A 26,648-nucleotide genomic window follows, 5' to 3' on the forward strand; every position below is an offset into this window, starting at 1 on the left:
GCAGAGCAGCACTTCACATTTCAAAGACAGCACATTAGATCGCGAAGCAAAAACCTAGGTTGTAGTCTTCGCCATTCTTCGCCGTGAACTCTTTGTCTTCACTTGATGCATTTGGGCGGCCGCTTTCATCACCTTTTACTAAGCTCACCCAGTGACGAATACCTGAAGAACGGCTAGCCTCAGTTTGGCCAAACGTGGTGCACGTCTCTAATTGGATATCTTGAATATCAACCAACTCCAGGCGGCCAGTGCCTTTACGAGCACCGATTGTCACTTCAACGTGCGTACCGCTTTCATCACGGAATAGGATTGCTGAAGGCTTAGATTTATCACCTGTGTAAGCCACAAAGTGTTTAGCGCGTTTCAAACCTGTGTGTTCACCGTTTTTGAAATAAACCTGAACGTGTCGGTAGTCAATCTCGTAGCTCACTACATCTTCGTGAGAACCAGACTCGAGAGGGAATAGAGTATCAAGCAACTGTTTCGCCATTTTTTGTTTTTCGAGTTGCTTGTCTGCTTTCACCATTTCGACGGCAAAGACAGCTTCAGCAATAAATGTTGAATGGTTTCTGTGAAGTTCTGTTTTGTCTAGTGTCAGCATATTCATAGTCTATCCCTCGTACGGCTTTAAATTTCATTTAGGTCAAACATCCCAATAGACCCTTTTCAAAATTGTTCTTTACTGTGTGGTTTCCATGTTTTTCATACTACTGTTATTTTTTAAACAATTTCACAACAAAAATTTCACACTGTGAATTTTACTAAATTGCTTCTTTACACACACCCGTATTTCGAGCCCCTAGCCCTTTATTTACCTAGGCTGAGGGCTCACTAGAAACACTTTTACGTCTTGTTTGATTTTGTGTAATAACCCACCCCAACCAACTTATTGTCGATCACTCGGTAGTAGGTATGCTTGGTTTCGACTTTACTCGACAGCGGATTCAGCCATCGATAGGTGTAAACTCCACGCCCATTTTCTTTGGCGAGATTCAACATCTCAGTAAGAATTGGCTTATCGTCAGGGCTTAGATTTTTACGCTGATTTTTCCATCTTTCAGAGTAAACACGTCGACCATGCGAGCTTCGATGATGCTGCCATCCGGGTTAGTCGCAGAGAACGTTGATTCGCTTACTGCGCGGTCACCACACACAAAGTGGACAGGATCGCTCCAAGCCGCATCTGGAAAGTTCTGCCAAACCAATTCAAAACTATTTCGAACTGCTTCGTACCCTTCGATAGTGTTTCCAAGTTCGCCTTCTACTGCCACGGTGTGGAAGACACAGTCTTCGGTCATAAACGACATTAGCGCTTCAATATCATGGTTATTCCATGCATCACTAAAAGATTGTAAAAAGGCGGTATCGACTTGGTTTTCCAGCACGAATGTCGCTGCATTGGCTTGCATATTCATATTCCAGAATCCTTTATGTTTTCGTTATTGGTTTAAATTTCAGTAGCTTTGCGCCACTTTTTTATTAGAGTGTTTAAACTAGATTTGTGAAAATTTAACAACTTGATAACAAGCTTCGCCACTCTAACTTCGAGTTAGGTTATAAACAATCTTTAAGCTCACAGATTTCATCTTTTTATACATTAATTGGTGTTCTAATTTTATTTATCCTGTAACTCACTAGATTTATATGAGCTCTAAATAAAATCAGTAGAAATATTAGACTTTAGTCGAAATCAAAATCTTGATGATACTTTCGGCCATACTGTTCAAGTTGACGTTCATGAGTATTAACCTGCAATTCAATATTTCCGTCACCTTTATTTATTACTTGATTGTTATCTACATGGGCTTCATTTTTTAAATCCGTTAGTTTCTCTTCGACATACTCTGTCGGTTCATTTAAAACATTCATGGATATTAACTCCTTTATCAGGTTTACTTTCACTGATGGAAGAATATGAACGGACACTAGACCGTTTGAATATCCTTGCTCATCATACAAAGGCTGAATGGCATCATTGCCACCTTCCTTAAATGGGTGAATGGAATACCACTTGTCCTTGCGTGGCTCTTGCTGATCGCAGTCCGCCACATTAAATATCTGAGTTTTGTTGAGATCACATGGTGAGTTAAAAACACTAACCTTATGATAATCAATGGATTTAATAATATTGATACAATCTTTGCTTTGGCTATGACACACAGACCACAACGCATTGACCAGGTTATCTGTCCACTCAAGTAAACGGGTTGGAAACCCCTGTTTCTTGGCTAAACACATCAATAACCAATCGTTTATCTCGTGTGCACTCAACGAATGCCCGCCATAAACTCTCACGGTCGAAAGAAGCTCTTGTTCGACACGGCGAATATTCTTTCGATTTGAGCGACCTAAGCTTGGCATCAAGTTATTATTTTCATAATCACACACTTTATAAATCAAACCACGATGCCCACTACACTCTGTAATAAGTGAATCGATTATTTTATACAGCTCTTCGAGTGAGCTTATATAATGTTTATTTTTCACAACATGCATACTACGATTCACTTAATTTAAATCCGGTAAAATCCAAATATCAACAACCCTATCAATCGATGATAAAAATCAACCAATGATAGCGATTGACCAATAGTCAACGAGTGTCGTTATTGTATTTTTCTAAAATGATAATAAGTATATATCTTCATAAACAAGTATCAGTATTAAAACCATTCACTAAGTAGCTATGAGTTAATGGTCGATTAATAATAACGAGTAACAAAGTTTATATAGCTATAACCACTTATTTTCCTAATGAACATTTAATTAGTGTTCTAATGTTTAACTGGAAATTATTGAACTAAGCGTTTACGTTCTTCACCTAAGTCCTTTGCCAATACCCGTTAATATTGCCCGACCACATTCTCGATTGCACTTTCTCTAACACTCTCGAAAATACCGTGGCCGGACAAACTTCCTACGACTTATACGTAATCTTTGTATTTATCTAGGAAACGAACCGGTGTTGATAGCGCATCTCGGCGGAACGGGTCGCCCAACTCCTGAGTACACATGATTTCAATGATGGTTGTTTTGCCTTCGTTCATCTGCATGTCGTTGGCTTTTTGCAAGGTTGGACCTACATCTTCTAGCTTATCAACCGTGATACCTTCAGCGCCCATTGCTCGTGCAATCTCTGCAAAGCTTTGGTTTTCAAGTTCACCGGCAACAAAGCGTCGGTTGTAGAAGTCGACTTGGTTCTTCTTCTCTGCACCCCATTGACGGTTGTGGAATACCACGGCTGTCACTGGAATGTTATGGCGAACACATGTCATGGTTTCCATCAGGCTCATGCCCACGCACCGTCGCCTGCGTATGAGATAGCTGGACGATGAGGTGCCGCTGCTTTCGCACCAATGATGGTCGGGAATGCGTAACCACAGTTACCGAAACTCATTGCAGCAAAGAATCTACGTGGTTTTTCAAAGCGTAAGTAGCTGTTTGCCACTGAGTTGATGTTACCGATATCCGTCGAGACCATTACGTCTTCTGGCATCGCTTTTTCTAGCTCACGCAGTACTTGGCGTGGGTGTAGGTATTCACCACCAGAGAACGGAGTCTCGTGTGAGTTTTCTTCAATCATATCCAAGCTGAACGAGTCACGTTCGTGTGTCCACTCATCAAGCTCTTTTTCCCAAAGTGCTTTCTCTGTTGCGACCGTGTCTTGACGAGCGCCTTTATTATCATCACACAACAATGCACGGCCTTCCAATCTTTCAGATAGAGCAACCGCAGCTGCTTTCGCATCACCACAGATACCAACCGAAATCTTCTTAACCAGACCTAGCATCTTGTTGTCTGCATCAATCTGAATGATTTTCGCGTTCTTCGGCCAGTAGTCCATGCCATGTTGAGGCAAAGTACCAAATGGACCAAGACGTGTACCCAAAGCGATAACCACATCCGCTTGAGCCATCAACTTCATTGCTGCTTTCGAACCTTGGTAGCCTAAAGGACCACACCATAATGGGTGACTAGCAGGGAACGAGTCATTGTGCAGGTAGCTGTTCACAACGGGTGCCCCCAGTCTTTCTGCCAACGCTGCACACTCTTGAACGGCATCTGCCATTACCACGCCACCACCAGAGATGATGACTGGGAATTTCGCTTCAGCAATCAGGTCTGCCGCTTCATTCAGAGATTTTTCACCACCTGGACCACGATCTAAACGCGCTGGTTTAGGGATCTCGGTTTGAGTTTCACCATAGAAGTAGTCACGAGGAATATTCAGTTGAGTTGGCCCCATTTCGCTCATTGCGCGGTCGAAGCATCGGCCTGTGTATTCCGCCATACGATCTGGGTGCGTTACGTGTCCTTGATACTTAGTAAACTCTTGGAACATTGGAAGCTGGTTACATTCTTGGAAACCACCTAAGCCCATTGTTTTAGTGCCTGTCTCTGGCGTCACAATTACGACCGGGCTATGTGCCCAGAACGCAGCTGCAATTGCTGTTACACAGTTACTGATACCTGGGCCATTTTGCCCGATGACTACACCGTGGCGACCAGATACACGAGAGTAACCATCTGCCATGTGGGCAGCGCCTTGCTCGTGCACTACTGGGACCAATCGAATGCCAGCAGGAGCAAAGATATCCATTGCGTCCATAAATGCTGACCCCATGATGCCGAACATGTCGGTAACATCATTAGCAACCATAGTTTCAACGAACGCTTCTGATGGTGTCATTGTTACTGTGCCGGAAACAACCGTACGTTTTTCTTGCTCGCTCATTCTTCCATTCTCCTTGAGTTAACCAAAATTTCATTTTTCGGAATGAATTGTCTCTTTTTCGAATTCATTTTCACCTTAGTAGTAGAATTTTTGCGCGTCAACTTTTTATATTAAATTGGAACAATTCATTCTAATTAATAAAACTGGATCACATTATTGGTAGTTTTTCGTACAAAAAGTGCCGTTAACTTAACCGGAGCTGTTAATAATCGATGACATATCGCGATAGCAGCGACAAGTGATGAGCTATATAAAGGGAAATATGATGAAAGAGGCGGAATTGGTACCAACGCAACCGGTAAGTGTGAAAGAACGCTTTGGCATCGACAGCAACCTAACGGTGATGGCGTTTGAACATGCGGGAGAGTATGTGCCAAAAATCGATCCTAACTACTGTTTTGATCCTGAAGTGACGCTGGCCATATTGGCGGGGTTCACTTCAAATCGTCGCACCTTGATACAAGGTACGCACGGGACGGGCAAGTCTTCTCACATTGAACAAGTTGCCGCGAGATTGAACTGGCCATGCTTGAGGATCAACCTAGATGGGCACTTAAGCCGATTGGATTTCATCGGTAAAGACAGCATCGTCATTAAGGACGGAATGCAGGTAACTGAGTTTAAAGAAGGCATTCTTCCGCAAAGCATTCAACAACCCATCGCATTGGTGTTAGATGAGTACGACGCTGGTCGCCCTGACGTGATGTTTGTGATTCAACAACTGTTAGAACAAGACGGCAAATACACCTCTTTAGAGCAAAACAGAGTGATCACGCCTCACCCTTCTTTCCGCCTGTTTGCTACCTGCAACACGCTTGGCTTGGGTAACTTCTCAGGTTTGTATTCTGGCACTCAAGTGCTTAACCAGAGTCAATTAGATAGATGGAACATCATCGCCACGCTCAACTATTTAGATCCACAACATGAAACTAAGATCGTGTTATCCAAGCTTCCAGAGCTGAATAATGAAAGTGGCCGACAACTGGTTGAGAAAATGATCGCAACGGCAGGGTTAACGCGCAACGGGTTTCGGGCTGGCGACCTTTCAACGGTGATGTCTCCGCGAACGGTGCTCACTTGGGCCGAAAACATCCAAATATTCGATGATGTAGCCACCGCATTTAGGTTGTCATTCTTGAATCGCTGTGAAGACGAAGAGAAAGAACTGGTTAGCGAATACTATTTCCGTTGCTTTGGTGAAGCCTTGGAAACGCATACTCAAAACTATTCGCACTCGGAGTCGTAAACCATGGCCAATGTTTCTTCCCAGCAGAAAAAGATCCTCGATATTGATGTGTCTGTCGCCAGAGCAATCAGTGGCGAACTCAATCTGAACTATCGGGGAGAACGTCTCTATAAAGGCAATAAGCCCTGTTATTACCAGTCAGCACATACTAACGATCTCACCTTTGTGTCTCGCCACGAGCTAAAAAGCAGCAAGCTATCGATGCAAGGTAAGATCGATTCATCGGCATTACGACTCTTGCTTTCAGATGCTGATCTTCACTACTCATTGCGACCGAAAAACGAGGTCGAACGTCTGTTATATGACTTCTGCGAGCAGGTGCGAATTGAATCGCAAGTTCCATCTTATCTAAAAGGCGTTACCACCAGCATTCAGTTCAACTTTGCGTATTGGAGCGACCAATATCATCAGAATGGCTTCACCGAATCACGAATAGGCATGTTGCTGTTTACTCTGATGCAAGTCATCCACACCCGCTTAACCGGTGTTCCGGTTTCGGAACCCATTGCTGAGACCATTGAATCGACTCGCGCCGGCATCGTGCCTACCTTCGGTCACAGCTTTAAACGCTTAAAGCAACATAGAACAGACAAACAACTGTTTGCACACAGTGCCAATGAGCTTGCAGCCCTTGCACAAGAGTTAATCATCCAAGAACAGGAAAGTGATAACTCACCCACACCAACCGTTGAAGAAGACATCAAGATCCTTGCACAGCTTGCCTTGATTGTTGATGGTGACATTCAAGATCAAGACGTCGATACCGACATCACAGGCAGTAGCAAGGTATTCGAGTTGTCGGGCGCCAATTATCAGGTCTTTAATTCAGAATTTGATCAAGTCATCGCCGCAGACAAACTCGTCAGGCGTACCCTATTACTCGAACTGAGACAAAAGCTAACCGATGACATCATGGCGAGACAAGTCAACACTCGCCGTTTAGCCGCTATGCTTACTAGCTTTGTTGCCACACCACAGAGGAACCGACGTCAGGACCATTTAGAAGAAGGCATTGTTAACGCCACCACCATCACCAAGCTCGTCACATCGCCATTGGATAGCACTGTCTTTTATCAACCTGACATCGGTACATCTCATCAATGTGCCACCACATTTTTGATGGACTGCTCTGGCTCAATGCAAAAGCACATTCACAAGCTAAGCCTACTGATTGATACAATTCTCAAATCCGTTGGACTGGCCAACATCCCTTTCGAGATTATTGGCTTTACGACCAATAACTGGAACGGTGGCAAGGTCTATCGGCAGTGGCTTAAACAAGGCCAACCAAAGCACCCGGGCCGCTTAAACGAAGTTCGGCACATCGTGTTTAAGGATTTTGATACCCATTGGAGAGGTTCTCGACTTGGCATTGCGAGTCTTCGTAAAGCCGACATCTTTAAAGAAGGAATTGATGGCGAAGCGGTTCAGTTCGCGAGTCATCGATTGCAGCAGCACACCGCCCAGCGAAAGGTTTTGATTGTGTTCTCAGACGGCTGCCCGATGGATACCGCTACCAGTACCGCCAACGATCAGTTCTATTTAGATAACCATCTCAAACAGGTGATTGAACGTGAGTCGACCAAAAACGGTATTGAGATTCATGGTGTGGGAATGGGAGTGGATTTGAGCCCGTACTATCGCAGCAACATCACGTTAGATGTACAAGAGAGCTGCTTGTTTGGGCTATCTAGGAGCATATTTGAGATGCTAAAGCGTGTTTAAACAGGGAAGCTTAGGCTAGCGAATCACTAACCTCCTTTGTCGAGAATGGTTTTACGAGGAGCCAAACAACGACCATGCAGAGACAGCCATCAAATATCCGCCTATCAGCATTAACACCGTAAACACCAGCTTTCTGAGTTGATCATTAGACAGCGGCGGTGGAAAGCGCCGAGCAAACATAGTGACAAGCGCTACCAAGGGAACAGCAATAGCAGATAACCACAGTATGCTCTGTTCCATGTCGCCTGCAGCGTAGACATTGACAGTACGCGACATCGACGTACAAGCGAAAACCATCAACAGTGTGCTTCGCACCAGATCGAGCGTAAAAGGCTGCCGATAGAGATGATAAACAATCGGTGGACCTGCCATCCCAAACAACCCACCCGCTAACCCAGAGCTAAAGCCTGAGACAAGGAAAGATACGGTTGCCGAGCGATCCTTTCTGGTTTTAGGTTTGAACATAAAACTCAAACCTGCGAATAGCACCATCGCACCCAATAGTCCTCGGAGAATATGCGTTGCCGAATCGCTTAACTCGTCCAGCAAGTACACCCCCATCGAAACGCCGGGAATAATACCGATGACCAACACCACCAGAATCTTGAGTTCCCCAAGCAGTGGCTTACCCATCAATGCAACCAAGCAATTGAACAAAGTCACAATACTGACCACAGCAGCTATAACGGGTAAGGAAACCAGATTAAGGCTAACCGTTAAACCAATCACGATGATACCGAGGCCAAATCCGGTGACAGTTTGAAAATAGGTACCCACCGCAATAGTGGTAAGAATGGCGAGTAAAACAGGTAACTCCATTAGCAATCCTAATTAGGTTGTTTGGGGATTGGATATGAGTGCGAATTTGAGTGCTAGATTCAGGAGCGAGATGTTAATACCTAAAATCAAACGTCGACTCTTGTCTTTCTTCAACCTCAGCTTCAGTATCAGCCTTAGAGTCAGACACTTTCCCTTGCTGCGCTTGTACCGCGGTCACCGCGATCACATTAAAGATGTCTTGTGCACAACACCCTCTTGATAAGTCATTCGCAGGTTGATTCAACCCTTGTAACAGTGGACCAATCGCAACTGCCCCGCCTAACCTTTCCGCAAGCTTATAACCAATATTACCTGCTTCTAAATTGGGAAATATCAACACGTTCGATTGACCTTTCACCTCTGAATCTGGCAGCTTTTTCGCCGCTATTTCAGTCACAATCGCGGCATCGAGTTGAACATCCTGATCGACGGCGATTCCGGGACAACGTTGTTTCACGAGTTGAGCAGCATTACGCACCTTATCGACCGATTCGTGTTTGGCACTCCCGTTGGTCGAAAACGACAGCATCGCGACTTTAGGCTCTTCCATCAGTAGCGTTTGAGCACTGTTTGATGCGGCCACGGCAATCGATGCCAGCTCGGTTTCAGTGGGGTTAATCACCAAACCACAATCGCTGAAAATCATACCGCCTTTAAGATTATGGAAAGGCTCACACAACATCATCAGAAAGAAACTGGATACCAATTCACTGTCTGGCGCGGGGCCGATAATCTGAAGCGCAGCTCGCACCACATCAGACGTGGTATAAACCGCACCATTAACTGTGCCATCCACCAGCCCCTCTCTGACCATCAGATTGGCAAAAACAAGTGGATCTTGAACCCGCTCTAGGGCGTCATCATAAGTCATGCCTTTAGCTTTTCTTAATGTATACAGCCGCTCAGCGAGCACTTCTTTGAGTGACGACGCCTGTGGAGAAACAATATGAATGCCAGCGAGGTTAATGTGGTGAAGTTCTGCAGCAGCGATGATCGCCGATTCATCGCCGACTAGCGTGATGTAAGCGAGCTGTTTATCTATCGCCAATCGCGCCGCTTTGAGTACACGAGGGTCTTCTGCTTCACTCAAAACAACGCGCTTACGATCTAAATGAGCTTTATCAATAATCCGTTCAATCGCCTTCATCTTAAAATTCCATTTATTGAGATCAATTGTTCCATAATTTATATTTATATAATTAGAATAATAAAAAAGGTCAACTTTTATTCAGATAATTGAAGAATAATGATTTGGTATGTACACTCTTAGGCATAGACATATCGCAAGGATGAATCACTGTATGCAAACAGAAACACCGCAAGTTCAAGGGGATACACCGACCCTCCGACTTTTTGCACTATTAGAGGTGATAGCGCAAAAAGACGAGTTTATTTCTCTGCAAGGTTTAGTCGAAGAGACCGGATTGCCAAAACCCACGCTGCACCGAATGCTTCAGCAATTAGAAGCCGCGGGCATCATTCAAAGAGATGGCGACGAAAAGCACTACAGCTCAGGCATTCGACTAAGAAAACTTGCCGAAAACCTACTTTTGAATAGCACCATGCACAGCGCGCGACGCACGATCCTTGAAAATCTAAGAGCAGAAGTCGGTGAGAGTTGTAACCTGACGGCTCTTTCAAGTGGTGAAATCATCTATCTCGATCGTGCCGAAACTGAAGCTCCCCTTCGCTTTCACCTGCACCCCGGCTCTCGCGTTCCCGTGCACTGCTCGGCTACTGGAAAACTGTTTTTAGCTCATATGTCTAAGTCGCAGCGCAGACGATTAATTGAAAATGTGCCGCTGACTCAATACACAGTAAACACGATTACCGACTATTCGACTCTAGAGAAAGACATTGAAGAAGCGAAAATCCAAGGTTTTGCTATTGATGACGAAGAGTTTTTACCAGGCTTAGTCTGTATCGCTGTGCTGATACCCTCACCAACAGGTCAATCAAACCTAGGCCTAGCGATACAAGCACCTGTGATTCGAGTGAAACCGGACGAAGCAATAAAATTCTTGCCCGCACTTCAAAAAGCAGCAAAAGCGCTGGCGAAAATCGAAGCTGATAATTGGAGTCAGCAGTAAACACTTTCTTAGAGAATTTCGAAGTCCATGACTTAGCTGATCATGGATTTCGAAAAACCTACTTTGATAGACATGATTTGGTAAACAATGCTTGCGCAAACAAGGGCTTCAAAACTATCGAATTAACAACGACAATCTGCGACTAATCAACATTTGGTCGAAGTGATCTGAACACTCGCCAACCCGCACATCAGCAACACGTCTAAAGTAATCACGACAAAGGAATCACGATGCTAAACATTGATAACCAGCACTTACTCTCTTTTATGGTGACAGAAGCGAACAACGCAGTTGCAGTCACAAACCCAGCAACGGGTGAACTCATCGGGCACGCACCGATATCATCAGAAACAGAGTTATCGAGCGCGATTGAACGAGCTCATGTAGCGCAAAAAGAGTGGGCAAAAATCCCTGCTAAATCTCGTGCTGCACTACTTCATCGCTGGCACCAGTTGATCCTCGAAAACAAGAATGACCTTGCTCGAATCATGACGATTGAACAAGGTAAACCGTTAGCCGAAGCGGCAGGCGAAGTGGTGTATGGCGCGAGCTTCATTGAGTGGTTTGCAGAAGAAGCAAAGCGCACTTATGGTGATTCCATTCCTAGCACAGTCGCAGGCAAACGTTTGGTGACCATCAAGCAACCGATCGGAGTGGCGTGCGCGATTACGCCATGGAACTTCCCTATTGCAATGATCACTCGTAAAGCGGCTCCTGCCTTAGCTGCGGGTTGTAGCTTTGTCGTGAAACCTTCGGATGAGACACCGCTTTCCGCGTTTGCTGTGGTTGAACTGGCTTATCAAGCGGGTATCCCTAAAGATCTACTTCAAGTGGTGCTTGGTGAAAGCCCTGAACAAGTGGGCAACCTATTCACTTCGCATCCGCTTATCAAAAAAATCTCTTTCACTGGGTCGACCCGTGTGGGCAGTATTTTGATGGCTCAAGCAGCAAAAGGCATCAAACGCACCTCAATGGAACTTGGCGGTAACGCACCATTTATTGTGTTTGACGATGCCGACATCGATGCAGCCGTTCAAGGGGCAATGGCGTCGAAGTTCCGTAATGCAGGTCAAACATGTGTCTGTGCAAACCGATTCTACGTTCACAGTAAAGTGTACGATAAGTTTGTGGCTAAATTCGATCAAGCGGTTCAGCAGCTTAAGATTGGTAACGGCTTAGATGAAGGTGTCACGATTGGCCCTGTTGTCAGCCTGAACGCAAAGAACAACATCCAAGCTTTGGTAAACCGAGCGATTGAACAAGGTGCCACGCCTGTCACGCCAACTCAGGAACTTAATGGGCTTTTCATTCAACCTGTTGTTCTTAAAGATGTAAAACACAGCATGGACATCGTTCAACAAGAGATCTTTGGCCCAGTCGCGACCGTGATGAAATTCGACACGGACGAAGAGCTTATCGAGATGGCCAACGATACGATTTATGGTTTGGCGTCTTACTTCTACAGTCAGAACATCCACCGAGTGTGGAACATTGCAGAAGCGCTTGAGTACGGTATGGTCGGCATTAATGATGGCCTGATCTCAACCGAAGTCGCGCCTTTCGGTGGTGTGAAACAATCAGGTATTGGCCGTGAAGGTGCGAAAGAAGGCATCGATGAGTACATGGACATTAAGTATCTTTGCTTTGGCGGAAAATAAGGTTGGTAGTAACTAAGTTCTGGCAGTGATTAGGGCTCGGAAATAATTAAGTCTTAGTGAGCACTAACCTGCCCCATTCTCCCCCCTTCCCACCACAAAAATGAATCAAAAAAAAGCCGCGCTATAAAAGCGCGGCACCTTGGGCTCGGTTAAAGGGGGTTTCTTTTTTTAGTATTTTACATTCTCTGTTTTTGTTATTCGGTTGCTTCACTATCCCTGCGCTTTCAGTTTTAGACGCATCGCGTGCAGCACTGGCTCGGTGTAACCGCTCGGCTGAGCACAGCCTTCGAATACCAACTGACACGCCGCTGAAAATGCAATGCTGTTTTCAAAATCAGGCGCCATGTTACGGTAACTCGGGTCGCCAGCGTTTTGCTCATCCACCACTGCGGCCATACGCTTCATGGTTTTCATTACCTGAGCTTCCTCGCAAATGCCGTGACGTAACCAGTTCGCAATATGCTGGCTTGAAATACGCAGCGTCGCTCGGTCTTCCATTAACCCTACATCGTTAATATCAGGTACCTTCGAACAACCAACGCCTTGGTCAATCCAACGAACCACATAACCCAAAATACCTTGGGTGTTGTTATCCAGTTCACTTTGAATATCTTGCGCGGTAAGCTTTTGATCGCCCAGTAACGGGATAGTAAGAATATCATCGACATTGGCTCTCACTCGCTCACGAAGCTCTTTCTGACGGCTTGGTACACTCACCTTATGATAGTGCAGCGCGTGCAAAGTCGCGGCGGTTGGAGAAGGAACCCAAGCGGTATTGGCACCCGCTTGTGGATGTCCGATTTTCGCGTCCATCATCTTCGCCATATTATCCGGCTCTGGCCACATACCTTTACCAATCTGGGCTTTACCTTGCAGGCCACAAGCTAAGCCAAGATCAACGTTTTGATCTTCGTATGCGCCAATCCAAGTCATGGTTTTCAGCTGTGTTTTAGGAGCAAAAGGCCCCGCTTCCATACTGGTGTGAATCTCATCACCCGTTCGGTCTAAGAAACCTGTGTTGATAAACACAACACGATCTTTAGCTGCACGAATACATTCTTTAAGGTTAACCGAAGTACGACGCTCTTCGTCCATGATGCCGACTTTTATCGTGAATCGATCTAGCCCTAATGCATCTTCAATACGGCCAAACAATTCATTAGTAAAGGCGACTTCTTCAGGGCCATGCATCTTAGGTTTTACGATGTTGATACTGTTCGCAGTCGAGTTTTGGTACGCGCTGTTGCCTTTTAAATCATGCATCGCAATTAACGAAGTGATCATGCCATCCATAATGCCTTCAGGCACTTCATTACCTTCGGCATCAATAATCGCAGGGTTAGTCATCAAGTGGCCGACATTACGGATGAACAACATGCTGCGGCCTTTTAGTGAAATCTCACCACCCGTCACGCTGGTGTATTGGCGATCGGGATTAAGGTTACGAACAATAGTTTTGCCGTTTTTCTCTAGTGATTCTTGCAGATCACCTTTCATCAAGCCTAACCAGTTACGGTAAGCCAATGCTTTGTCTTCACCATCAACTGCAGCAACCGAGTCTTCGCAATCCATAATGGTTGTTAGGGCAGCTTCGACCAACACATCTTTAATACCCGCCACATCAACGCTACCAATCGGTGCGCTTGGGTCAATTTGAATTTCGATGTGCAGATTATTGTGTTTAAGAAGAATGCACGAAGGGGAACTTGCGTCACCTTGATAGCCAATGAACTGGTCGCTATCAATGAGAGTGACTTCTTCGCCGTTATCGAGTGTCGCTATGAGCTTATTGCCGATGCTAGCGTTACTGATGCTGTATTTGGTCACGTCTTTATGAGAGACACCGTTTAATGGCGCTGCATCATCAAGGAACTCACGAGCATAAGTCACTACTTTAGCGCCACGAGCAGGGTTAAAGCTTCCGCCCTTTTCCGCGCCATCACTTTCACTGATCACGTCCGTTCCGTAGAGCGCATCATATAGACTGCCCCAACGCGCATTGGCTGCGTTAAGTGCAAAGCGTGCGTTCATGATTGGCACCACAAGCTGCGGCCCTGCTTGTGTTGCGATCTCAGGCTCTACGCTCGCTGTCGTCACTTGAAAGTCATCGCCTTCAGGAACCAAATAACCGATCTGCTGTAAGAACTGTTTGTACTCTACAGGATCTAGCGTTTGCCCGGCACGCTCTTGGTGCCAAACGTCAATTTGATGTTGAAGATCTTCACGCTTGATAAGCAATGCGCGATTTTTTGGCGCCAAATCTTCAAGGATGGTTGCAAATGATTGCCAAAAGTCTTCAGCGACAATGCCTGTTCCAGGAATCACCTGCTCATTAATTAATTGGTAGAGGGTGCTATCAATGTTCAAGCTTCCCTGTTGAATACGACTGCTCATAAAATCTCTCTCAAACTAATTTATGGCTACTCAATAAATTTTCGTGACTAGCTCAAATTTACTTTACTGACTTAAACTTACTTAACGGACATGAATTTAGCTAATTTATGCCGGTTATATTGGATATTCATATAAAAAATACCCTAAAAACTGTGTTATTCCGTTACTCCACTCTCGATTTCGTTAGCGACACTTTTAATCAAACGACGCATCCACTGGTGGTCTGGATTGGTTTGTAACAATGGACTCCACGCCATCTTCACCTCAAAGGGTTCAATCGCAAATGGCGCAGGCTTGATCAACAATCTAGGGTTATTGCGCTGCAGTTGAGCGGCTTTGGTAGGAATAGTCAGGATCAGGTTCTTCTGTTGTGCGAAGAGAATCGCCGACAAGTAGTGTCGCGTAAACACCGTGATGTTACGGGTTTTACCAATGCGCATTAGTGCTTCATCTATCCAACCAAGCTTTTGTGCTTCGCTTGGGTTTATCCCGACTCCCGTTCCCATACCAGTCTTACTTACCCAAATATGTTGCGCCTTTAAATAAGACAAAATATCGAAATTGTCGGCTATCGGGTTGTCACAACTAAATAGACAAGAAAACCCGTCGTGCCAAAGGCTCATCTGGTGAAACGACTGAGGAATATCGTCAAATCGGTTGATAATTATATCAACGGTACCTTGCTCTACATCCTGATAGCTCACATCACTTGGCGTCATTATATCCAGTCGTATTTTCGGTGCTATCTCGCTCAGTTTTTTTAATAGCGGCTGAATAATGGTCGACTCTGCATAGTCACTCGCCATGATACGAAACACGCGTTCACTGTCTTCTGCATTAAACTCTGTGGTCGGTTGCAGTGTCTTCTCTACATTCGCCAAGATGTTTCGAATCAGTGGCTGCAACTTGTGCGCGCGTTCGGTCGGTATCATCCCTTCACTTGTTCTCACTAATAGCGGGTCTTCAAACAGATCACGCAATCGGCGAAGGCCATTACTCATGGCTGGTTGAGTAATACCCAATTGATTTGCTGCTCGTGTAACGTTTCTTTCACGTAGCAACATGTCTAAATACACAAGCAAATTAAGGTCTATACGAGCAATATTCATAAGAAAAATACCGAATATAATAACTATAAATTAACAAAATTATCACATGCGTGGTTATTCTTTGTCCATAGCAAAGTTTTAATCCAAGCCAATTTGGCAACCATACCCCACGTGAAACTAAGGAATAGTTATGTCGCAAATTACACAAGATATCGAAATGATAGAAGTTGCAAAAAGCGCTGCAGGTGCTCCATGGGATGCAATCAATGCTGAATCTGCTGCTCGTATGCGAGCTCAAAACAAATTCAAAACAGGTCTGGATATTGCGCAATACACGGCAGATATCATGCGTGCAGACATGGCGGCTTACGACGAAGACAGCTCTCAATACACTCAGTCTCTGGGTTGCTGGCATGGTTTCATCGGCCAACAAAAGCTGATTTCTATTAAGAAGCACTTTGATGGCAAGACTGACCGTCGTTACCTATACCTTTCTGGTTGGATGGTTGCTGCACTTCGCTCTGACTTTGGTCCACTTCCAGACCAATCTATGCATGAGAAAACATCCGTTGCTGGCCTAGTAGAAGAGCTATACACATTCCTACGCCAAGCCGATGCTCGTGAACTGGGTGGTTTATTCCGTGAGCTAGACGCTGCACGTGAAGCAGGCGATGTGAACCTACAAGACCGTATTCAAGACAAAATCGACAACCACGTGACACACGTAGTGCCAATCATTGCCGATATCGATGCTGGTTTCGGTAACGCAGAAGCGACTTACCTAATGGCTAAGCAGATGATTGAAGCGGGAGCTTGTTGTCTACAAATCGAAAACCAAGTAGCCGATGAGAAACAATGTGGTCACCAAGACGGCAAAGTAACGGTTCCACACGCTGACTTCCACGCAAAACTTCGTGCGCTTCGTTACGCTTTCCTTGAGCTAGGCATCGACAACGGCATCATCGTTGCTCGTACCGATTCACAAGGTGCTGGCCTAACAAAAGAAATCGCCGTAGTGAAAGAGCCGGGCGACCAAGGTGACATCTACAACTCATACCTAGATGTTGAAGAGATTGATGTTGCTGATATGGCTGAAGGCGATGTTTGTTTCAACCGTGACGGCAAGCTAGTTCGACCTAAGCGTCTACCTTCAGGTTTATACCAATTCCGCCAAGGTACTGGTGAAGATCGTTGTGTATTTGACTGTATCGAAGCAATCAATGCAGGTGCTGACCTACTTTGGATTGAGACTGAGAAACCACACATCGGCCAAATCAAAGAGATGATGGATGGCGTTCGTGAAGTACACCCTAATGCGAAACTGGTATACAACAACTCTCCATCGTTCAACTGGACACTAAACTTCCGTCAACAAGCATACGACGCAATGGTTGAAGCTGGTGAAGACGTTTCTGCCTACGACCGTGCTAGCCTAATGAGTGCTGAATATGACGAAACTGAATTGTCTAAACGAGCTGATGACAAGATTCGCACATTCCAAGCAGATGCGTCTCGTGAAGCAGGTATCTTCCACCACCTAATTACTCTACCGACTTACCACACTGCAGCGCTGTCAACCGACAACCTTGCGAAAGAGTACTTCGGTGACCAAGGCATGTTGGGCTATGTTGCAAATGTTCAGCGCAAAGAGATACGCCAAGGTATCGCATGTGTTAAACACCAAAACATGTCTGGTTCAGATATGGGTGATGACCATAAAGAGTACTTCGCGGGTGAAAACGCACTAAAAGCAGCGGGTGAACTGAATACATCGAACCAATTTGATTAATCGCTAGTACTTTTTTGATTAGTCACTAACACTTTTGATTAATCGCTAACGCTAAAGCCTCCCCCGTCCTTCTCTCTTACTTAGGTAAGATCCGGGGGAAGGCTTTGAGATAAAGCTTGTACTGCCAGCTTTATCTCAAAGCCTCAGATTTGTGTTCCACACCACGGTTAACCGAACAACTTCTGTTTAAGCTAACTGTATACGTATTTGTTCAGATTCCTATTTGTTAAGATTCTTATTTTTTGAGAGTGCCTATGACTTCAATACCTACACACCTACAAGATGCAAAAACACTGTTATCAGAGAATGGTTTCGCGACGGGTGATACTTGGTATCACGGCACATCTTCAGCTTTATTGGCTTCGATTCAAGGCCAAGGTTTAAAACGTTCTGGAGACAAAGCGCTCAACGAAGCAGCTTCAAAAACTATGGCAACCATCGGCAACAACTATACCGAATCGGTTGAGCCAGTGTTTCTCACTCAGAGTAAAGAACTGGCGTACTACTGGGCTCAACAAACCGTTCGTGAGCGAGGCGTTCGATTCGAAGGTGAAGAACAGCCTATCGTATTAGCGGTAAACTTATCTGAAAAGCAACGTGCCAAAGTAAGACCGGACGTAGGAGCAATGAGTCTATTGATGATGAGTGTGGGCGAGCAATTCATGTCTCACCTCACTGAAATTTATCAAGCCAATAACATTGCAGGCCCCGACATCGAGCTTCGCACTGCTGATCGCATGGACTACCTCAATAAACTCGGTATGGCCTACATTGATGAAGACATCAGCCGTGCTTGTGTTCAGGAGTTAGCTGAGCCCGAGTTGGCCGACTGAAAACGTTCAACAAATCAGTCTTCTTAAAAACAAAAATGGCTCCCAATACGGAGCCATTTTTATTTGCTATAAGCCTATCTCACAAGATACAGACGCATCTAGATTATGAGCACAGAAGACCTTTCTGTGCAGGTTGCGTCATTTCGATGTCACCTTGTAGAGAACGGTAAACGATGGTGTTCCACACTTCACCATTATCCATTTCAAACTCAATAGCGTAATTCAAACCCGCGACAACCTGAGTTCGAACACTCAAGATCTGCTTGAGCTCAGCTGAAGTGTTCATTTGGCTAAGAACTGCGTTTAAAGCTTGCTTGGCTTCTGGTGTTATCTCACTTTTCGACCAACCACCCGTCAGGTTTTTAGTGCTGCAGATGGGGTTCGCATTCTCTTGCGGTTGAGTTGGTACCTCTGATTTCTGACTACACCCAGCTAACGCCACGACACTAAACAAGGTTGCTGTTCCAAGTAATGATGTTAATCGTACGTTCTTCATAAATTCTCTCTACCTCAATCATTTACGAGGGATTACTCGCAATAATGTTTCATATGCAGGCAAGCTTAAACCTCGAATGTCATCACTTCATCAGAGATTATGGTGTAACTACTCTATAAACACAGGAGATTGTCAGGAAAACAAACCGAGCGCTGGAGCCCTTCGCTTATCCACCTGATATTTAGAACATTAAAATGGGTAGTGAGAGAATAAGCGAGTATAAGAAAGGTACAATTAATCAGTTAATTACATACTTAACACCCAAAACATTTCCGTTACGATTAATAAGATGAGCTCATGTTGATTTGGATTATGATATTGGTTCAAAAAATAGATATTTGAGATTATTTTATAAATTCAAAAGTTTATGCTCGGCTTAATCATGTCTGATTTTAAAACTGTGAACCAGCCCTACAAGTTGTTGATAATAATGTACTTTGTTCATCTGTGAATTCATTCAAATATGGAAAATCTTTATTGTTAAGGGTGGGTGCAAGTAGTAAAATCTCACCCGATTATGCAACTTACTTCTCACAACATGGACACAAGTAAAGTTACGATTAGCTCTCTCAAAGTAACGTAACTTCAAACACATACCTAAAATCAGTGTCCTATAGATAGTGCAGATCAAATAAAAATAATTATATAAACCTAGGCTAGGTTAAACATGAAATTAACGTCGTCTTTAGGCTCACTGTTGGCTAGCAGTCTGTCTATCGAAATAAAACAGCGAGCGCTGATAGAGCTCGTCATCAGCACTTATCAGCCACATGAGCGCACTGAGCTTTTTCAAAGCGTGACTGAATATCGTAGAAGCCAATTAGAATTGCTTTTCCCAGAGCATCAAAACAAAAGCTACTCTGTATTGTTTGAGGTGATGGACTACCGCGATCTGATTCTGCGCTATCCAAATACACTATCTGCAGAAATTGCTCTTCTAGAACAGGCTGTAGGGCAGTGCTATATGCATTGGCTAGATTTCTGGTGTGAGTGTGAAATTGCTGCGATCAAAGCAAAATCTCCATTAAATCCAAGCTCCATTTCTCATGTCGACCTCCCTATCAATGACAGTGCTTATTACGGTGCGATCATCGAACAGATAGAACATGAGCCACTTTTGGTACAAACACCGAGTCACCCACAAGGAATGCCAATCAGCGATGCCATTGCTTTAAGCAATCTTGAGGTGTTCATCAAGGGTGAAAAATGGTTTGAGATGCTGCCTTTATTACACCTTTCTCAGGCAGGCAAGCATTTTATTCTGCTCAAACATCCAGTCGATGAAGCCTTTCCGACACTGGCTTCCTCTGCGCTGATTCAAGACTGGTCTAAGAATGACACTTGGCTAAGTTACGCACCGCCGTTCAGCAATGAGCAATGGCAATACTGTTTACCCGATTACGGCTGCGATGAACTCGCAGAGTTACAACTTTTCACACCGCCTACACTGTCAAAATGTTACTCTCTCCCAGAATTTGACCAACAATTCCAGTTACAATTGTCCGAATCTCGAGCCATATGTGAAGTTCTGCGCTTAACCGTCAGTGGAAATACCCAACAAAAACTCTACTTCCTCTATCTCGCTCAAAAAGAGCTAATGAGCGTCTTACATCAAGTTGGCTACAAAATTGGTTTCACCATCATTGAACAACCTTTCATGCTTCAGTTTTATCAAACCATTGATTCCAATGCATACTTCCATTCTGGGTATTGCGAATTAAATGACGATGGCACGACCATTTATCGTGGATTCTGGAATTTTGAGATGATGGTAAAAGCGTTCAATAATGTCGATTTTCGAAGCTACAAACGCGCAGTGCGAGAAAGCAGAAAGTCATTAGAAAAGTCGCGCTCGGCAGGAAAAACTAGCTCGGTGAAAAAGGATGAACATGTTTGATTTCGGCCTAGAGGCGATCATCTATGCAAAAGCAATCACACTGCTTGCAACCGTGGCTGTGGTTGTCATGTGGTTGTTCTATTACTGCTATCGCCTGAAACAGAAGAACGAAGTGATCGCAGGGACACACCATGCCCCTTACATCGCGTATTCGATCTGCATTGTTGCGTGGATCAGCAGTAACGCTTATTTCCATACCGACTTATTACCGGAACTTGGGGCCTCGGCCGCCGTGTTCGCCGCAAAGTTTGCCAACCTCGCCTCGTTCTTTGCGTTTGCCTTTGCCTATTACTTCTCGTGCAAACTCGCCGCTGAACAACGTAATGGTAAGGTTCATGTGTGGCAGCAAGCCATTTTCGTCACCCTGACCGTCTACTCCTTCTTTATCAATTTAAGTCCGGGGTTAACCGTTGAACACGTCACCATTGCAGGCCCAAGCCAGTTCGTGATTGAGTTTGGCCCGCATACGCCGTACTTCTTTATTGGGATGATTAGCTTTGTAGTGCTAACACTACTCAACCTGGTGGCCATGCGCGCCAACAGCAGCAAGCTAACTTTAGCCAAAACCAACTATATGATCGCCGGCATTTTAGTCTTCATGCTGTCTACTGCGACGATCCACCTAGGCATGACCTACTTCTTGCGTGATTTCTCGCTCACTTGGCTGCCACCAGCTTTGTCGATAAGTGAAATGTTGTTCGTTGGCTATGCCCTGCTGACCTCGCGCTTCTACAGCGTGAAATACCTGGCGTACATGAGCCTAAATGCGATGTTGGTTTGTGCTATTTTGGTGATCCCTTTTGGCGCGATATTTATCCCGCTGACAGACGACAGTCAATGGCTTGTTGCTATCCCAATCTGCGCGATTATCGGCATCACGTGGCATGTTCTCTACAAGCGCGTAAGCCACTACGCCTCGTTCTTTGTCTACGGAAACAAGAAAACGCCAGTACAACAGATCCTCTCACTAGAAGACGATTTCAAGCTGTCGATTGATGATGCAATGCGTCGATTAGGTAGCCTATTGCAGATTCCCGAAGACAAGTTGCGTCTGGTGAACAGCAACTACAACGAAACCTTCTACGAAGATTACCTGTCTACCAACAAGTCCGTTTTAGTGTTCGATGAGTTGTCTCAGGAGCTTGATTACACCGCACCAGCCAAGCGCTCAATCAAAGCCCTGTATGACAAGATGAGCTCCAACGATACCGCTTTGGTGATGCCTTTATTTGGTCAGGGGAAATCGGTCACGCACTTATTGGTCTCATCACATAAGAGCAACGATAAGATGTTCTCTAACGAAGAGATCTCTGCACTGCAAACCTTGTTAACTCGTGTACAAAGCACCATTGAAGCCGATAGACGCATTCGCCAAAGTCGCGCGCTTGCCAATTCTATCGCACACGAAATGCGTAACCCGCTGGCTCAAGTGCAGCTGCATTTTGAGGTGTTAAAACAGCACATTGATAACCAAGCCCCAGCTAAACAAATCCTAAAGGATATTGAGAATGGCCAAGCGGCGATTCAACGCGGGCGACAACTGATTGATATCATCCTGCGCGAAGTCAGTGACAGTGCGCCTGAACACGGCCCTGTGGCCATGACCTCTATCCACAAAGCCGTAGATCAAGCCGTAAGCCACTATGGTTTTGAGAATGAAAAGATCATTGAACGCATTCGTTTACCACAACACGCTGATTTTGTAGCAAAGCTCAATGAAACCTTATTCAATTTCGTTATTTTCAACCTGATACGTAATGCAATCTATTACTTTGATTCTTATCCAGAAAGCCAAATTGAGATCAGCACCAACACAGGGCCTTACGAGAACGTTCTGATATTCCGAGATACCGGCCCTGGCATTGACGAAGCCATTGCACATAAGATCTTTGATGACTTCTTCTCTTACCAAAAAAGCGGTGGTAGCGGCCTAGGGCTTGGCTATTGTCAACGTGTGATGCGTTCATTTGGCGGCCGAGTTGAGTGCCACTCTAAACTTGGGGAGTTTACTGAGTTCCACCTGTACTTCCCGGTGGTACCCAATGCCCCCAAAGCAGACGCACTTCGTACGCCTTACTTCGATGATTGGAAAGGTAATCAAACTGCAACTGAAAACAAAACCAACGCTGAAGCTAAGCCAGACAACCAAGCGGCAACGCAAAATTCAGAACCAACAAGCACGCTAACCCCTGGGAATCATTTGGCTCCAACCGTACTGATCGTCGATGATAAAGAAGTGCAACGCACGCTTGTTCAGATGTACCTGAGTCGACTTGGCGTAAATAGCTTACAAGCTAAAAACGGCGAGAATGCCGTCGAGCTGTTCAAAACACACAAGGTCGATTTGATCTTAATGGACGTACAAATGCCGATAATGAATGGTTTTGACGCAAGCCAAATCATCAAGGCACGCTCTCCTCAAACGCCAATCATTGCTTTATCTGGCGAATCAGGACAACACGAGTTAGATATGATCAGCAAACTGATGGATGGTCGCCTAGAGAAGCCAACCTCTTTGAAGGCACTGCAACGCGTGCTCGATAACTGGCTAGAGAAAGGCTGTGCCTCAAATGCTTCCAAAGAAACCGAAGATGAAGAGTAGATGCAGGAAAACACGAATCGCAATTTAGCCAGTTGATTACTGTTTGTCTCATTACATTGCTTTAATTATTCATCAAAAAGCCAGCCGAACAAGGCTGGCTCTATCAGAACTAAACGCTCTAATTAATCTAAAAGTGAACGAACATAATCAGCGATTTCTTGGTTTTGGCAATGCTCAAAGAAGCATTGTTGGAAACGTTCGCTGCCAACCGCTGTTTTCACTAGATCTTGGTCGATGGCTCTCAGAGAATCAATAAAGTTATCTTTTACCACCGCCGCTTTCACTTCATTCAAAATTGCTGCATTACGTTGCTGTGGTTCTGCACGCTCTAGTGGATACCCATTACCACGCTCGCCTGTGAACGCTTTTTCAAAGATATAACGAATGTTGAGTTCACCTGCCCAGCCAAAGCCTTTAGCAAAAGCGAGAGCGAGAGCATTACCGTTGTTAATTTGGTTAAACAAGAAAGCATCTGATGGCTCTAGGCAGTAACCACAAACCACCCCCGGATGCAGGTTCAGTGACATCAAAGCACCTTGGCCAGTGCCACATCCTGTCACAACAAAGTCAACAGCCTTTGAGTTAATCAGAATGCTCGCCATAATACCTAGATGAATATACGTTAAGTGGTGATCGTTCTCGTCTGTCATTCCTAGGTTGAAGACATCGTGACCAAAACCACCAGCAACTGACTCTAGTTCAGCTGATACCATAGCATTTTTGCCTGCTTGACTGTTTTCCATCATTAAAGCGATTTTCATTTATCTTCTCCTGCAAGATTGCTGCAAACTCAAAATTTAGAATAAAAAACTAATTAGCGTGCTAACCAACCACCGTCAACAGCAATGGTATAGCCATTAATGTAATCCGATGCTGATGATGCTAAGAACACACAAGGACCTGCGATATCTTGCGGTTTACCCCAACGTTCAGCCGGAATACGCTCAAGAATCGCTTGATTACGCTCAGCATCTTCACGCAGAGCTTGAGTATTGTTCGTTTCCATATAACCGGGGGCTATCGCATTCACGTTGATATTATCGCGCGCCCATTCGTTCGCCATCGCACGTGTCACGCCCATCACAGCGCTTTTTGAAGCCGTATAGGAAGGAACTCGAATGCCACCTTGGAATGAGAGCATCGATGCAATGTTAATGATCTTTCCGCCAGTACCTTGAGCCTTAAATTGCTTTGCAACAGCCTGAGACATAAAGAACACCGTCTTGGTGTTCACGTTCATTACGTCATCCCAATCTTGCTCTGAGAACTCAATAGCATCTTGGCGGCGAATAATTCCTGCATTGTTCACGAGAATGTCGACTTGGCCAAACTCAGCCAAAGTGCGCTCTATAACCCCTGGAATGCACGCTTGCTCGAGAAGATCAGCACTCACGTTTAGGAACGAATGACCTGCTGCACTCATTTTCTCAATAGTCTCTTCAGGCTCTGTTCGGTTAACACCGACAACCTTACAACCGGCTTCCGCTAGGCCTAATGCAATACCTTGCCCAAGCCCCGTGTTACAGCCCGTAACTATCGCTACTTTACCTTCCAGACTGAATGACTCTAAGATCATGCTCGCTTCCTCAATTACATTGGATTCATTGCGTATCGTTATTACCAATAATTAAATCATACAATAAGATGTAAATACGAGAGCGACGTTGTAGAAGTTCGATCTTGCACCAAAATCAGTCGAACAAGTGAAACGGCACCACAAACTAAATGAATAGGGGAAAGTGATTTGAAGACGAGAAACCTATAACCCACTATGAACAATGAGTTCGAAGACCACCCAAACCAGATATTTTAGGGATTTGGCAACAATTCCATGATTTAAAAGAGTAAAAGGGTTATACATAATAATGTGTTATCTAAATTACTGAAATTATCATGACGCTCAAAGAGATCCTTAAAATTCCCAATGTCCGCTACTTCTTGATGTTTAGAAGCAGCTACTTTGCGCGTTTTTACTACCCTATATTCACACTACTTTATTTAGATTACGGGTTAACCCTGTCTCAATTCGCGATGCTCAATGTAGTTTGGGCGGCCACCATTGTGCTTGCTGAAGTACCGTCGGGTGCATTCGCCGATACCTTAGGCCGCAAGAAACTGGTGGTGCTGTCTTCGATTGTGATGTTTGTTGAGATCGCAATGATCGCCTTAGTGCCAACCGGAAACCCCGACTTGGTGTTCATAGTCTTTCTGATTAACCGGATTCTCAGTGGCTTAGCGATGGCACTGGCCAGCGGCGCCGACGAGGCATTGGCTTACGACACCTTAAAAGAACAAGGTAATGAAGAGTTGTGGCCGCGAGTGCTGCAAATCCAGCTTCGTGTCGCCTCAACGGTCGGTATCTTTGTCACGCTGATTGGTGCGGCGATGTACGACGTGAACTTTATGACGAACATCTTTCATTTCCTTGGACTAGCCGAACCAGAAAGCACTAAAGACCTGATGCGTATTCCTGTGTTCGCCACCCTATTTGTAGCGATGATCGCCATCTATGCCGCGATTAATATGCGCGAAGAGAAAAAGGTGATGCCAAGCGACCAAACCAAATTGGCTACCACCATCTCAAGTCTTAAATTGACGATCGATGCGGGTAAATGGGTATTCGCTACACCTTACGTGCTGTTCATCTTGCTCTACTACAGCCTATTCGAACACACCTCACGCATGTTCCTAACCATGAACAGCCAATACTATCTGGCGATTGATATTCCAATTATCTACTTTGGTTTTATTGGTGCGGGTATAAGTTTGCTTAAGATTATATTGGCAGGACAAAGCCGAAGATTAGCAGAGAGTATTGAGCCTAAAACCTTCATTGTGGTCATGGGTTTAGCAAGCATGGCGACTTATTACTGGATCAGTTTAGGTTGGTCGATTTACGGGGTCATTCCGGCGTTGGTGTTAATCTTTATCATCATGACGATGAACATTTTCATCAGCTACCACCTGAATAAAAAGACCGAATCGCACAACCGAGCCACCGTTCTTAGTTTCAAAGGTTTAATGTTTAACCTCGGATACGGGCTGATCGGGATCTTGTACGCTTACTACTATAAGTTGGTGTCTCAGGGCTTCACCGAACAAGAAATAGAACAGAACCTTGCCTTCTTGGCCTCACTGTCTTCGTTTTTCTATTACTTCACCTTACTGTTCATTTCGATCAGCGCGCTGTTCTATTTCAAAAACAAGAAACAGCCGATCTTCTGAAGAAAGCATCGAACTGTTGAAGATATCTCTACTGCCGAATAGAGAATAAAGGTGAGCCTGTGGCTATAAACAGATAATGACACTTCTTAT

The 26,648-nt window shown here is 44.8% G+C and carries 19 protein-coding genes and 2 pseudogenes; 9 read left to right on the forward strand and 12 right to left on the reverse strand.

The genetic code is table 11. The features are described 5' to 3' along the window. Positions 1-34 precede the first annotated feature (34 nt). The 5 genes and pseudogenes from AB4583_RS03200 to xsc all read right to left on the reverse strand — a co-directional run bounded on the left by AB4583_RS03200 (position 35) and on the right by xsc (position 4,735). Complete coding sequence (locus AB4583_RS03200) at positions 35-607, reverse strand: malate synthase (protein WP_017059967.1); 573 nt, start codon at positions 605-607, stop codon at positions 35-37. Between the two features lie 236 nt (positions 608-843). Continuing rightward, positions 844-1,035 (reverse strand): annotated as a pseudogene (locus AB4583_RS03205) (hypothetical protein); the annotation flags it as partial. Further along, positions 1,029-1,415, reverse strand: coding sequence for a nuclear transport factor 2 family protein (locus AB4583_RS03210; protein ID WP_372116401.1), 387 nt, complete (start codon positions 1,413-1,415; stop codon positions 1,029-1,031). The pseudogene AB4583_RS03205 and the gene AB4583_RS03210, both read right to left, overlap by 7 nt. A gap of 265 nt (positions 1,416-1,680) precedes the next feature. After that, positions 1,681-2,496, reverse strand: a complete 816-nt coding sequence (locus AB4583_RS03215; protein ID WP_372116402.1) for an FRG domain-containing protein — start codon at positions 2,494-2,496, stop codon at positions 1,681-1,683. A gap of 428 nt (positions 2,497-2,924) precedes the next feature. After that, positions 2,925-4,735: pseudogene (xsc, locus tag AB4583_RS03220) on the reverse strand (sulfoacetaldehyde acetyltransferase). Between the two features lie 262 nt (positions 4,736-4,997). Between xsc and AB4583_RS03225 the strand changes: the two are divergent. Together AB4583_RS03225 and AB4583_RS03230 are read left to right on the forward strand one after the other, a co-directional pair. Further along, positions 4,998-5,981 (forward strand): AAA family ATPase, encoded by a 984-nt coding sequence (locus AB4583_RS03225; RefSeq protein ID WP_372116404.1) that lies wholly within the window; start codon positions 4,998-5,000, stop codon positions 5,979-5,981. 3 nt (positions 5,982-5,984) lie between these two features. Further along, positions 5,985-7,706, forward strand: a complete 1,722-nt coding sequence (locus AB4583_RS03230) for a cobaltochelatase CobT-related protein (RefSeq protein WP_372116406.1) — start codon at positions 5,985-5,987, stop codon at positions 7,704-7,706. A gap of 51 nt (positions 7,707-7,757) precedes the next feature. Here the strand turns inward: AB4583_RS03230 and AB4583_RS03235 are convergent, their stop codons facing one another. Both AB4583_RS03235 and pta read right to left on the reverse strand, forming a co-directional pair. Further along, positions 7,758-8,525: a TSUP family transporter gene (locus AB4583_RS03235; protein WP_372116408.1), complete on the reverse strand. Its 768-nt coding sequence runs from the start codon at positions 8,523-8,525 to the stop codon at positions 7,758-7,760. A 73-nt stretch (positions 8,526-8,598) separates the two neighbouring features. Next, entirely contained in the window at positions 8,599-9,672 is a 1,074-nt protein-coding gene (gene pta / locus AB4583_RS03240; RefSeq protein WP_372116410.1) for a phosphate acetyltransferase, read from the reverse strand. 154 nt (positions 9,673-9,826) lie between these two features. Between pta and AB4583_RS03245 the strand changes: the two genes are divergently transcribed. Both AB4583_RS03245 and AB4583_RS03250 read left to right on the forward strand, forming a co-directional pair. Beyond that, positions 9,827-10,615 carry an IclR family transcriptional regulator gene (locus tag AB4583_RS03245; protein ID WP_017065657.1) on the forward strand — a complete coding sequence of 263 codons (789 nt, stop codon included), beginning with the start codon at positions 9,827-9,829 and terminating at the stop codon, positions 10,613-10,615. Between the two features lie 230 nt (positions 10,616-10,845). Further along, positions 10,846-12,273: an NAD-dependent succinate-semialdehyde dehydrogenase gene (locus AB4583_RS03250; protein ID WP_372116412.1), complete on the forward strand. Its 1,428-nt coding sequence runs from the start codon at positions 10,846-10,848 to the stop codon at positions 12,271-12,273. Between the two features lie 210 nt (positions 12,274-12,483). Here AB4583_RS03250 and AB4583_RS03255 read toward each other — a convergent pair whose 3' ends face one another. Both AB4583_RS03255 and AB4583_RS03260 read right to left on the reverse strand, forming a co-directional pair. Next, positions 12,484-14,667 carry a malate synthase G gene (locus tag AB4583_RS03255; protein WP_065583554.1) on the reverse strand — a complete coding sequence of 728 codons (2,184 nt, stop codon included), beginning with the start codon at positions 14,665-14,667 and terminating at the stop codon, positions 12,484-12,486. 155 nt (positions 14,668-14,822) lie between these two features. Then, positions 14,823-15,776: a LysR family transcriptional regulator gene (locus tag AB4583_RS03260; protein WP_009845781.1), complete on the reverse strand. Its 954-nt coding sequence runs from the start codon at positions 15,774-15,776 to the stop codon at positions 14,823-14,825. A 130-nt stretch (positions 15,777-15,906) separates the two neighbouring features. Between AB4583_RS03260 and AB4583_RS03265 the strand changes: the two genes are divergently transcribed. Together AB4583_RS03265 and AB4583_RS03270 are read left to right on the forward strand one after the other, a co-directional pair. Continuing rightward, complete coding sequence (locus AB4583_RS03265) at positions 15,907-17,505, forward strand: isocitrate lyase (RefSeq protein ID WP_372116414.1); 1,599 nt, start codon at positions 15,907-15,909, stop codon at positions 17,503-17,505. Between the two features lie 254 nt (positions 17,506-17,759). Beyond that, positions 17,760-18,338 (forward strand): hypothetical protein, encoded by a 579-nt coding sequence (locus AB4583_RS03270; protein ID WP_017067975.1) that lies wholly within the window; start codon positions 17,760-17,762, stop codon positions 18,336-18,338. Positions 18,339-18,441: 103 nt separating this feature from the next. Here AB4583_RS03270 and AB4583_RS03275 read toward each other — a convergent pair whose 3' ends face one another. Beyond that, complete coding sequence (locus AB4583_RS03275) at positions 18,442-18,834, reverse strand: cystatin domain-containing protein (protein ID WP_017064277.1); 393 nt, start codon at positions 18,832-18,834, stop codon at positions 18,442-18,444. Between the two features lie 667 nt (positions 18,835-19,501). Between AB4583_RS03275 and AB4583_RS03280 the strand changes: the two genes are divergently transcribed. Further along, positions 19,502-20,731, forward strand: a complete 1,230-nt coding sequence (locus AB4583_RS03280; protein ID WP_372116417.1) for an acyl-homoserine-lactone synthase — start codon at positions 19,502-19,504, stop codon at positions 20,729-20,731. Next, complete coding sequence (locus AB4583_RS03285) at positions 20,724-23,333, forward strand: hybrid sensor histidine kinase/response regulator (RefSeq protein ID WP_017067928.1); 2,610 nt, start codon at positions 20,724-20,726, stop codon at positions 23,331-23,333. Before AB4583_RS03280 ends, AB4583_RS03285 begins: the two co-directional genes overlap by 8 nt. A 122-nt stretch (positions 23,334-23,455) precedes the next feature. Here the strand turns inward: AB4583_RS03285 and AB4583_RS03290 are convergent, their stop codons facing one another. Continuing rightward, positions 23,456-24,094, reverse strand: coding sequence for an RpiB/LacA/LacB family sugar-phosphate isomerase (locus tag AB4583_RS03290; RefSeq protein ID WP_017067927.1), 639 nt, complete (start codon positions 24,092-24,094; stop codon positions 23,456-23,458). A gap of 53 nt (positions 24,095-24,147) precedes the next feature. Continuing rightward, a complete protein-coding gene (gene kduD / locus AB4583_RS03295; RefSeq protein WP_017067926.1) occupies positions 24,148-24,909 on the reverse strand; it encodes a 2-dehydro-3-deoxy-D-gluconate 5-dehydrogenase KduD in 762 nt (253 codons plus the stop codon). 317 nt (positions 24,910-25,226) lie between these two features. On the opposite strand from kduD, the gene AB4583_RS03300 reads away from it, so the two are divergent. Next, the gene (locus tag AB4583_RS03300) at positions 25,227-26,558 is read left to right on the forward strand and encodes an MFS transporter (protein WP_017067925.1); all 1,332 of its coding nucleotides are present in this window, start codon (positions 25,227-25,229) and stop codon (positions 26,556-26,558) included. Positions 26,559-26,648 lie beyond the last annotated feature (90 nt).

This window comes from Vibrio sp. 10N.222.49.C12 (assembly GCF_041475025.1).
GTDB classification, from domain to species: Bacteria; Pseudomonadota; Gammaproteobacteria; order Enterobacterales; family Vibrionaceae; genus Vibrio; species Vibrio crassostreae_C.